The 10,042-nt window shown below is 65.8% G+C and carries 10 protein-coding genes; 7 read left to right on the top strand and 3 right to left on the bottom strand.

Going from position 1 to position 10,042, the window contains the following annotated elements:
• From amrB to V7Q81_RS12015, 4 genes are all read left to right on the top strand, one after another.
• A partial coding sequence (gene amrB / locus V7Q81_RS12030) for an AmmeMemoRadiSam system protein B (RefSeq protein WP_333843597.1) occupies nucleotides 1–284 on the top strand: 284 nt, incomplete at its 5' end.
• Nucleotides 274–831, top strand: coding sequence for an AmmeMemoRadiSam system protein A (gene amrA / locus V7Q81_RS12025; protein ID WP_333843595.1), 558 nt, complete (start codon nucleotides 274–276; stop codon nucleotides 829–831). The genes amrB and amrA, both read left to right, overlap by 11 nt.
• Entirely contained in the window at nucleotides 831–1,919 is a 1,089-nt protein-coding gene (amrS, locus tag V7Q81_RS12020; protein WP_333843593.1) for an AmmeMemoRadiSam system radical SAM enzyme, read from the top strand. Before amrA ends, amrS begins: the two co-directional genes overlap by 1 nt.
• A gap of 233 nt (nucleotides 1,920–2,152) precedes the next feature.
• Nucleotides 2,153–2,899: a hypothetical protein gene (locus V7Q81_RS12015; RefSeq protein ID WP_333843591.1), complete on the top strand. Its 747-nt coding sequence runs from the start codon at nucleotides 2,153–2,155 to the stop codon at nucleotides 2,897–2,899.
• Between the two features lie 23 nt (nucleotides 2,900–2,922).
• Here the strand turns inward: V7Q81_RS12015 and V7Q81_RS12010 are convergent, their stop codons facing one another.
• Complete coding sequence (locus tag V7Q81_RS12010; protein ID WP_333843589.1) at nucleotides 2,923–3,558, bottom strand: phosphoribosyltransferase; 636 nt, start codon at nucleotides 3,556–3,558, stop codon at nucleotides 2,923–2,925.
• 100 nt (nucleotides 3,559–3,658) lie between these two features.
• On the opposite strand from V7Q81_RS12010, the gene mfd reads away from it, so the two are divergent.
• From mfd to V7Q81_RS11995, 3 genes are all read left to right on the top strand, one after another.
• A complete protein-coding gene (gene mfd, locus V7Q81_RS12005; RefSeq protein WP_442954831.1) occupies nucleotides 3,659–7,120 on the top strand; it encodes a transcription-repair coupling factor in 3,462 nt (1,153 codons plus the stop codon).
• Nucleotides 7,117–7,953 carry a phosphoserine phosphatase SerB gene (gene serB, locus V7Q81_RS12000; RefSeq protein WP_333843586.1) on the top strand — a complete coding sequence of 279 codons (837 nt, stop codon included), beginning with the start codon at nucleotides 7,117–7,119 and terminating at the stop codon, nucleotides 7,951–7,953. Before mfd ends, serB begins: the two co-directional genes overlap by 4 nt.
• Before the next feature lie 132 nt (nucleotides 7,954–8,085).
• Entirely contained in the window at nucleotides 8,086–8,223 is a 138-nt protein-coding gene (locus tag V7Q81_RS11995) for a hypothetical protein (RefSeq protein WP_333843584.1), read from the top strand.
• 110 nt (nucleotides 8,224–8,333) lie between these two features.
• Here V7Q81_RS11995 and V7Q81_RS11990 read toward each other — a convergent pair whose 3' ends face one another.
• Together V7Q81_RS11990 and V7Q81_RS11985 are read right to left on the bottom strand one after the other, a co-directional pair.
• The gene (locus V7Q81_RS11990; protein ID WP_333843583.1) at nucleotides 8,334–8,807 is read right to left on the bottom strand and encodes a methyltransferase domain-containing protein; all 474 of its coding nucleotides are present in this window, start codon (nucleotides 8,805–8,807) and stop codon (nucleotides 8,334–8,336) included.
• 561 nt (nucleotides 8,808–9,368) lie between these two features.
• Nucleotides 9,369–10,042: pyridoxal-phosphate dependent enzyme (locus tag V7Q81_RS11985; RefSeq protein WP_333843582.1), on the bottom strand; the 674-nt coding region annotated here is incomplete at its 5' end.

Below are 10,042 nucleotides of genomic sequence, written 5' to 3'. Positions count from 1 at the left end.
CCCTGATCGTGGTGAGCTCGGACCTTTCCCACTATCTTCCCTACGAGGTGGCCCGCCAGGTGGATTCGGCCACCGCCCGGGCCATCCTGGCCCTGCGGCATGACCTCGCCCCCCAGCAGGCCTGCGGCGCCATCCCGGTGGACGCCCTGCTCCTCGCCGCCAAGCGGCACGGGTTGGAAGCTCGACTCCTGGACTTGCGCAACTCGGGGGACACGGCCGGGGACCGGGCGCGAGTGGTGGGATATGGCGCTTTCGCCTTCACCGAGCCCCAACATGTCCAATGAGCTGGGGACGCTGCTGCTCAAGCTCGCCCGCGGCGCCATCGCCGAGCGCCTGGGGTTTGCCGTCCAGGTTCCGGAAGGAATGGAGGCCCTGGCCGAGCCGGGTGCCACCTTCGTAACCCTCCTGCGGCAAGGGAGCTTGCGGGGCTGCGTAGGCAGCCTCGAGCCGCGGCGGTCCCTGTTCGAGGACGTGCGGGAGAACGCCCTGGGGGCGGCGTTCCGGGATCCTCGCTTTCCGCCCTTGGCGCGGGAGGAGTTCCACGACACCCGCGTAGAGGTCTCCTTGCTCTCGCCCCTGGAACCCCTTCTCGCCTCCTCCCAGACCGAGCTGCTCGCCCAGCTGCGCCCTGGGATCGACGGGGTCGTGTTTCAGTACGGGCACCACCGCAGCACCTTCCTACCGCAGGTGTGGGAGAGCCTGCCCGAGCCCCTGGATTTTCTCGAGCACTTAAAGCGCAAGGCCGGGCTTCCCTTCGGCTTCTGGGCGCACGGGGTGAACGTCTGGCGCTACACAGTATCCAAATGGAAAGAGACGGAACAGTCGCCGTGATGAACGACACCTTATATCCGGGACGGTATTGGCACGCCTTGCCCGACGGTCGCATCCAATGCGACCTGTGTCCGCGGGACTGCAAGCTGCACGAGGGCCAGCGGGGTGCTTGCTTCGTGCGGCAGAACGTGGGCGGCCGCATGGTCCTCACCACCTACGGCCGCTCCTCCGGCTTCTGCATCGACCCCATCGAGAAGAAGCCTCTCAACCACTTCTACCCCGGCTCCGCGGTGCTCTCCTTCGGCACCGCGGGCTGCAATCTGGCATGCAAGTTCTGCCAGAACTGGGACATCAGCAAGTCCCGGGACATGGACCGGCTGATGGATCAGGCTTCCCCCCAGGACATCGCCCTGGCCGCCGAACGGGTGGGAGCAAAGAGCGTGGCTTTCACCTACAACGACCCGGTGATTTTCGCCGAGTACGCCATGGACGTGGCGGATGCCTGCCACGCCCGGGGTATTAGGACGGTGGCGGTGACCGCGGGCTATATGCACGACCTACCCCGGCGGGAGTTCTACGCCAAGATGGACGCGGCCAACGTGGACCTGAAAGCATTCACCGAAAGCTTCTACTTTAGCCTGTGCGGGGGGCACTTGCAGCCGGTGCTGGACACGCTCACCTATCTCAAGCACGAAACCAGCGTTTGGCTCGAGATCACCACCCTCCTCATCCCGGGCAAGAACGACTCGGACGAGGAAGTGCGGGCCCTGTCGGCCTGGGTGATGAAGGCGCTTGGGCCGGACGTGCCCCTGCACTTCACCGCCTTCCACCCCGACTTCAAGATGATGGACGTGCCGCCCACGCCGCCGGAGACCCTGACCCGCGCCCGCCGCATCGCCATGGAAGAGGGGCTGCACTACGTCTATACCGGCAATGTGTTCGACGTGGAAGGGGGCACGACCTATTGTCCAGGCTGCGGCTCGCCCCTCATCGTGCGGGACTGGCACCGTATCCTTGCCTACAAGCTCAAGCCCGACGGGTCCTGTCCCCAGTGCGGCGCCGTCATTCCCGGACGGTTCGAAGCGTTCGAAGGCCAGTTCGGCCGGCGCCGCATCCCGGTGGCGATTCGTCCTGCCCATTACGCCTGACGCGGCAACGCCCCTCTTGCGTTACCGCTTCTCCGCCCACCTCTGCTGGCATCGATCCTGCTATTCGTTCCGTGGGAAGAACGGCCACGGGAACGAATCGCCATGGAACTCTACTGCGAACTTGTCCGCCTCGCTCTGGGCCGTCCCCGGGGCAGGCTCTTCTGGGGCAAGATGGGTGCCGTTTCCACGACAGGGCCGACAACGCCGGCCTCCCTGTGGGCGAGGCGAAGCGGATGAGCCACATCGTGCCCATGCTGCTCGCGGCCGCGGTCGGGCTCGCGCTGGTCCTGTGGTGGGCGTCGCGCCACACCGACGTCCGTTTCCAGCAGGAGCGCCGCAGCCGCTGGCTGGGAGCGCGCAGCCGCGGATGGTTCTACCAGGAAGACCTCCCTCACCCGGGGGACTTCAAGATCCGGGGCGAGTGGGACGGTATCGAGTGGGAATTTGTCTGTCTTGGAGAGACGACTGGCGCCACCGGCCTATGTACCGGCGCCCGGGCTTGGTGGTCCACCGCCGCCGTACGCGCCGAAGCACCCGTCTTGTGCATCGTAGGACGCCGGCTCTATCGCCTGCGGTTGTCCCCTTCCTGTACCGCCTTCGGGCGCATGCTGGGGCGGCTGCGGTCCGGAGAGGAGCACCCGGCCCAACGAGCCCGTCGGGATTTTCTCGCCCGCCATGCCGAACTGGCCTCGGGAAGTCCCCGCTTCCGTCGCCGCTTCGCCGTCGTGTCCCCGGCCTTGGGCTCCTCTTCGTTTGACGAGACCCTAGAGCGGCTTTTCCTGGAGTGGCCCGCAGGAGAGGGGCATTTCCTCCCGGAACGCCACCTGGAGGTATGGATGGACGCGGCAGGTTTGCGCCTAGAGGTCTGCGTTCCCGTCGCCAGCCTGCTCGTCATCGAGCACATGGTACGGTTGGGGGCCGCCCTCGCCCAATCGCTACAGCCTGACCGCAAGCGCGTCGACAAACGGCGCAGTGCGTAGTGACCCGCCGCAAGCCCTGTCCCCTAAGGGCGCGGCCCTGTCCCGCCGAGCGCCTCGATCACCTCTTGGTCATCCACCTGGGGGAAATGTTCGTAGAACTGACCCACCGCGTAGAAGTTCCACGGCTGCTCTAGGCATACCAGCTCGTCGCAATAAGGACGCACCCGCGCCACCGCCTCCGGCGGCGCCACCGGCACCGCACAGACGAGCCGCGCCGGTCCCCGACGGCGCAAGCCGGCGAGGGCGGCGATCATGGTGGCACCCGTGGCTAGGCCGTCGTCCACCACGATCACCACCCGTCCTTGGGGATCGATGGGGGGACGCACCGGCGTGTACCGCGCCCGCCGCTCCCGGAGGAGAGCGAGCTGGCGGGTTTTCTCTCGCTCGATGTACTCAGGGGTGGCGCCCACCTGGGCCGCGTACTCGGCGACGAAAGCCCAGCCCGTCTCGTCTACCGCGCCGATGGCGAATTCCGGATTGCCCGGGGCGGGAAGCTTGCGCACCAGCACCACGTCCAACTCGCCTCCCAGGGCGTCAGCGATCACGCGCCCCATGGGGACCGCGCCCCGGGGCACTGCCAGCACCAGGGGGTTCATGCCGCGATGGGCGGTAAGCGGATGCGCCAGCAGGCGCGCGGCCTCCGCCCGGTCCTTAAACACGTGAACCTTCTCCCTTGTCAGGGCGAATGAGCCTTCACCCCGGCAGGTATAATAACGCGCTTTCCATGCCAGCTCGTTGCCCTTGACCACCCCCTTGGCGATCTCCTTCGGCTCCGAAGCCGTGCCTTCTTTCGAATCCCTGCTGCGCACACCGGCACCGGGCCAGCGGCCGGCCTACACTGGGCTCGCCGGCTCCGCCGATGCCCTGGCCCTCGCCGAGCTCGCCGCCCCCGGACGGCTGTTGTTGGTAATAACCGCCGACGCACGGGACGCCCAGCGTCTCGCGGAGGAGATTCCCTTTTTCCGCCCCGAGCTGCGCACCCACTTGCTGCCCGACTGGGAAACGCTGCCCTACGACAGCTTCTCCCCCCATCAGGACCTGGTATCGGAGCGGCTTGCCACCCTCTACCACATGAGCCAGCGGGAGTGCGAAGTCGTGGTGGTACCTGTCACTACCACCCTCTATCGGCTGGCGCCGGTGGAATACGTGGCGGCCCACACCTTCTTCCTCCACCAGGGCCAGCGCGTGGATCGGGAGCGGCTGCGGGCCCAGCTCACCCTGGCCGGCTACACCCATGTGACCAAGGTGCTTTCCCCCGGCGAGTACTGTATCCGCGGCGGTCTGATCGACCTCTTCCCCATGGGCAGCCCTGTGCCTTATCGCCTGGACCTGTTGGACGACGAGCTGGAATCGATCCGCACCTTCGACGTGGACACCCAGCGCAGCATCTACCCAGTCGCCCGGGTGCGGCTGCTGCCGGCCCGGGAGTTTCCCATGACTGAGGAGGCACAACTGCGCTTCCGTGCCCGATTCCGGGAGACCTTCGAGGGGGACCCCTCCCGTAGCCGGCTCTACAAGGACGTGGGCCAGGGGATCGCCCCGCCTGGCATCGAGTACTACCTACCCCTGTTCTTCGATCAGGTCGCTACCGTCTTCGATTATCTGCCTCCGGATGCTCTGGTGGCATTGCGGGGAGACGTGGGCAGCGCCATCGAGGCGTTCTGGCGCGACACCGAGGCCCGCTACCGGCTGCTGCGCGGCGACCGGGATCGTCCCCTGCTCCCACCGCAGACCCTGTTCCTCACCCAGGAAGCGTTCTTCAACGCGCTCGCTCGCTTCCCGCGCCTGGAACTCCTTCACGAGGCGGACGCCGCAGGCGTGTCGGAGAAGCGGCTCACCGCCTGCGCCACCGCTCCGCTGCCGGACGTGGCGGTGGATCGGCGGGCCCAGGACCCGCTTTACCGCTTGAAGCGCTTCCTGGCCGAGTTTCCGGGCCGCGTGCTGGTGCTGGCGCAGACTCCTGGCCGGCGGGAAGTGCTCGCCTGCTACTTCGCAGAGCACGGGCTGCGGCCAGCCCACTGCGACGGCTACGGCGAGTTCTTGCGGCGAGACGAGCGCTGCCTGCTTGCCGTCGGCCCCTTGGCCCAGGGCTTTGTGCTGACCGACGCGCAGCTCGCGCTCGTCACTGAAGCGGAGCTCTATGCCGACCATGTACGAGCGCGGGAGCGAGAGGCACGGCGCCAGGTTTCGGTGGACGCGGTGCTGCGGGATCTGTCTGAGGTCAAGGCGGGTGATCCGGTGGTGCACGAGAATCACGGCGTGGGGCGCTTTCAGGGACTGGTAACCCTGGACCTGGGAGAAGGCGCCGCAGAGTTTCTGCTGCTCGAATACGAAGGTGGCGACAAGCTCTACGTGCCAGTAGCCCATCTCCATCTCGTCGCCCGCTATACCGGCGGCCCGCCCGAAGCGGCACCCCTGCACAAATTGGGCAGCGGCCAGTGGGATAAGGCCAAGCGCAAAGCGATCGAGAAGGTACGAGACACCGCAGCGGAGCTGCTCCACCTGTACGCCCGGCGGGCTGCGCGGGTCGGCCACGCCTTCCACCTCCGGCAGCACGACTACGAGGCCTTTGCCGATGCCTTCGGCTTCGAGGAAACCCCCGACCAAGCCCGGGCCATCCGCGACGTCATCGACGACCTCACCCGCGGGCGGCCCATGGACCGCCTGGTTTGCGGCGATGTGGGCTTCGGCAAAACGGAAGTGGCCCTGCGGGCAGCGTTTGTGGCTGTCATGGACGGCAAACAAGTGGCGGTGCTGGTGCCCACCACCCTGCTCGCCGAGCAGCACTACAACAATTTCTCCGACCGCTTCGGGGAATGGCCGGTGAAGGTGGCAGAGCTCACCCGCTTTCGCTCGGATAAGGAACAAGCCGAGGTGTTGCAAGGGCTCGCCGAAGGGCGCGTGGACATCGTGATCGGCACCCATCGCCTGCTGCAAGGGGATGTGAAGTTCAAAAACCTGGGTCTCGTCATCATCGACGAGGAACACCGTTTCGGCGTGCGCCAGAAGGAGCGACTCAAGCAGCTGCGGGCTGAGGTGGATGTGTTGACCCTTACGGCCACCCCGATCCCCCGCACCCTGGCCATGGCCCTGGAGGGACTGCGGGATTTTTCGGTGATCGCCACCGCCCCGGAACGGCGCCTCGCCATCAAGACCTTCGTCGCCCGCTACTCCGACGGGATCGTGCGGGAGGCGGTGCTGCGGGAACTTAAGCGCGGCGGCCAAGTATATTTCCTGCACAACCAAATTGAGACCATCGAGGCGATGCACGAGCGCCTCGCCCGTCTCCTACCGGAGGCGCGCATCCGCGTCGCCCACGGCCAGATGCGAGAGCGGGAGCTGGAGCGGGTGATGCGGGACTTCTACCAGCAACGCTTCAACTTGCTCCTGTGCACCACCATCATCGAGAGCGGTATCGACGTGCCTTCGGCCAACACCATTCTCATCAACCACGCGGAGCGCTTCGGCCTGGCCCAGTTGCATCAGTTGCGGGGGCGAGTAGGCCGCTCCCATCACCAGGCCTACGCCTACCTGCTGGTGCCGGACGAGGCCGCCCTCAAGGGGAACGCCCGCAAGCGGCTGGAAGCGATCCAGATGATGGAGCACCTGGGCGCCGGCTTCTATTTGGCCATGCATGACCTGGAGATCCGCGGTGCCGGGGAGGTGCTGGGGGAAGCCCAGAGTGGCGAGATGCAGGAAGTGGGCTTTTCTCTCTACACCCGGATGCTGGAACGGGCGGTGCGCTCCCTCAAAGCAGGGCGTGAACCCGACCTGGAAGAGCCCCTTTCTGTCGCCACCGAAATCAATCTGCACACGCCGGCCCTGCTGCCCGAGACTTATTGCAGCGACGTGCATGAGCGGCTGGTGCTCTACAAGCGGCTCGCCCACTGCGAGACGCTGGAGGAAATTGCCGACATGGAGGCAGAGCTGGTGGACCGCTTTGGCGCCTTGCCGGAAGCGGCGCGAGCGCTGCTCCTGTGCCATCGCCTGCGGGTCCTGGCCCGCCCCTTGGGGGTGGCGCGCATCGACGCCTCGGCCGACGGCGTCAAACTGCATTTCGTACCCAATCCTCCCGTGGACGGGGCGCGCATCATCCAGCTCGTCCAAGCGCGGCGTGAGGTCCGCCTGAGCGGCCCCCAGACCCTCAGGGTGGAGGCGAAGCTCCCCGATCTCGCCGCCCGGGCGGATCGCGTAGAGGCCCTACTCAAGGAACTGGCGTGACGCAGCACCTGATCATTCAGGGAGAGGAGGTGGAAACCCCCGACCTCAAGGCGCTGGCGAAGATGACTGGCGCTGCTTCCATTGAGCAGGTGGCGCCCCAAGCGTTCCGGCTATGCTGCGCCCGGCGGGTGGAAGAAGTAGGCCCCTTTTGTGACGCGGCTCGGCTCGACTGGGGTTACGTGCCCGCGGGGCAGCGGCTCGCCGGGTTCGGTCTCCTCGCCGTGGACATGGACTCCACCCTGATCGCCATCGAGTGCATTGACGAGCTGGCGGACATCGCCGGAGTAAAAGATGAGGTGGCCGCCCTCACCGCCGCCGCCATGGATGGCGCCTTGGACTTCGCGCAAAGCTTGCGGCGCCGGGTCGCGCTCCTCGCCGGGCTTCCCGCCACTGCCCTGGAGCAAGTCTACGGCGAGCGACTCACGCTTAACCCAGGCGCGGAGCGGCTGCTGCGGGAGGTGAAGCGCGCGGGGCTCAAAACTATGCTGGTTTCGGGCGGCTTTACTTTTTTCACCGAGCGGCTCAAGGACCGGCTCGGCTTCGATTACGCGGCGGCCAACACCTTGGAGATCGCTGACGGGCGCTTGACCGGCCGGGTCCTGGGGGAGCTCGTGGACGCGGAACGCAAGGCAGCCGAGCTGCGCCGCATCCGGGACACCTTGGCGCTCTCGCGCGCCCAGGTGATCGCGGTGGGCGACGGCGCCAACGACCTCAAGATGTTACGGGAGGCCGGCGTGAGTATCGCCTACCGGGCCAAGCCCGTGGTGCGCCAGGAAGCTACCTACGTGATCAACTACGTGGGCTTAGACGGTATCCTGCACCTGTTCGAATGACCCTCGCCCAGGCCTACCCCTTGCGGGCGACACAAAAATTTGCGCTGCTTGGTTAAAATGGCCTGCAGTAAACAAAGCGCCGGCCGATAGCTGAGCAAAGCGCCCTCATGGGCGGCGCAAGGGGAGGCAACCGTGCTGTTCATCCTGTACTATATCCTGGCGATCGCCGTCATCATCGCCCACTACACCGGGTTCCTCGCCCGCCATAACCTGGAATGGTTGGTGTGGGTCATCGCCGCCACGGTCATTCCGGCCATCTTGTATCTCTAGGGCCGAGAGCCCGACCGAGCGCATCGCACCGCTCGATCCTTTTCGTCGCCACTCCTGGCGATGCCCGGCTTCCGCGCCTCAGCAGGCTTACGACAACGCCGAACTCGGGCTCACCTGCCCAGCACGAGCCACATGTTGTCGCTCAGAGGATGACGATCGAGATAGCGGAACCTCACCGGCGCGAGGCCCGCTCTTCGGCACAGATCGGACAAGTGGCGAGGGGTGAAATAGTTGACGTGATCCGGGAAGCGGAAACCGCACCACTGGGCCCCGAAAAGCTTGCGGTTCAGGCTCCCATAATTGGGCACTTTTATGATCATCGCACCATCGGCACGCAATAGGCGCTTGCATTGCTGGAGCACGGGCAGAGGGTTGATTTCGTGCTCCAGAAAAGAATTCAAGACGATTCCAGAAAAAGAGTCGTCCGGCAGGCTCTGCAAGCGCGAGAGCGCTTCCCCTTGGAGAACCTCGCCTTCCCTTCTCGCGGCTGCTTCGTGGGCGATAGCAGCAAGACGCTCCGAGATCTCGATGCCAAAGGGCGATAGTAGGGGGCTAGCCTCTCGAACAACGCACCCCCGCCGCACCCAACGTCGAGCAGCTTGCCGGGGGCACGTACAGCCGAATGAGCTCGAGGAGCTTGTCTCGTCTTACCCAAGCTCTGATGCGCTTGGCGCCGGCGCTCAGCGCGTATCTGAGTGGGCGGCTTTTCTTCCGACGCGCTGCTTCCGTAGCAGAAGTCTTCTCCCAGGCAAACTGGGTCGTCAAAGCGGCGTAGCTCAACGCGTTCTCGAGGTACACCAAACCGCAGCCAGCGCACTCCTTGAGGGCCCATCCGTCCCGGGAATAACGATTCGTTTCGACCCGCCGATTATCCGTTCCACAGATCGGACACGATCTATACACCACGGCGGAACCGGCTTCTCCCAGCGGGTCCGGAAATGCGCCCATGCCTTTGTGCTCCACCGATCGGGCTTACCAGCCGCGACTCACCATGGTTGGCCGACACTTTAACACATCGGTCCGTCCGCCCAAACGCGCTCTGAACCCTAGCCAAACACCAAAGAACGGCGTGACGGGGGGAGTCGACGGTGAGCGGAACAGGACATTTTCCAAACAGAATTTCGGGAATGTGTTGCCGGCTTGGCTCAGCCAGCCTGCCAGGGCAATCGGTCCAGGTCCACGTTGCCGCCCGAGAGGATGATACCCACCCGGCGGCCGGCCGCTCGCAGGCGCCCTTCCAGAAGTGCCGCGAGCGGTACGGCGCTGGAAGGCTCGATCACGATTTTCATGAGCTCCCAGGTCTTGCGCATGGCTGCCACAATGGCTTCCTCCGAGGCGGTGACGATCTCGTCCACGTAGGCCCGGATGAGGGGAAAGGTAAGGGTACCGAGGCTCGTGCGCAGCCCGTCGGCCACCGTGACCGGTTCGCCCAGGGGCTGCAGCTCACCGCTCACGAACGAGCGATAGGCGTCGTCCGCGCCCGCAGGCTCCGCCCCGATCACCCGTAGGGTAGGCACCAGCGCCTTGGCGGCGATGGCGCTGCCCGAAAGTAACCCCCCACCTCCCACCGGAGCGACGAGCAGCTCCAGGTCCTTCACTTCCTCGACAAACTCCAGGGCTGCCGTGCCCTGTCCGGCGATCACTTGGTAGTCGTTGTAGGGGTGGACCAGCCGAGCCCCTGTTTCTGCCATGACCCGGGCGCATGCCTCCTCCCGGGCGGCTAGGGTGGGTTCACAGAACACGATGCGCCCTCCATAGGCCGCCACTGCCTCTTTCTTGACCCGGGAAGCGTTGCGGGGCATGACGATGTGGGCCGGGA

Origin of the sequence: Pelomicrobium sp. (assembly GCF_036803785.1) — a bacterium.
Classification (GTDB): Bacteria; Pseudomonadota; Gammaproteobacteria; order Burkholderiales; family UBA6910; genus Pelomicrobium.
This window is presented reverse-complemented; position numbering and strand designations above follow the sequence as displayed.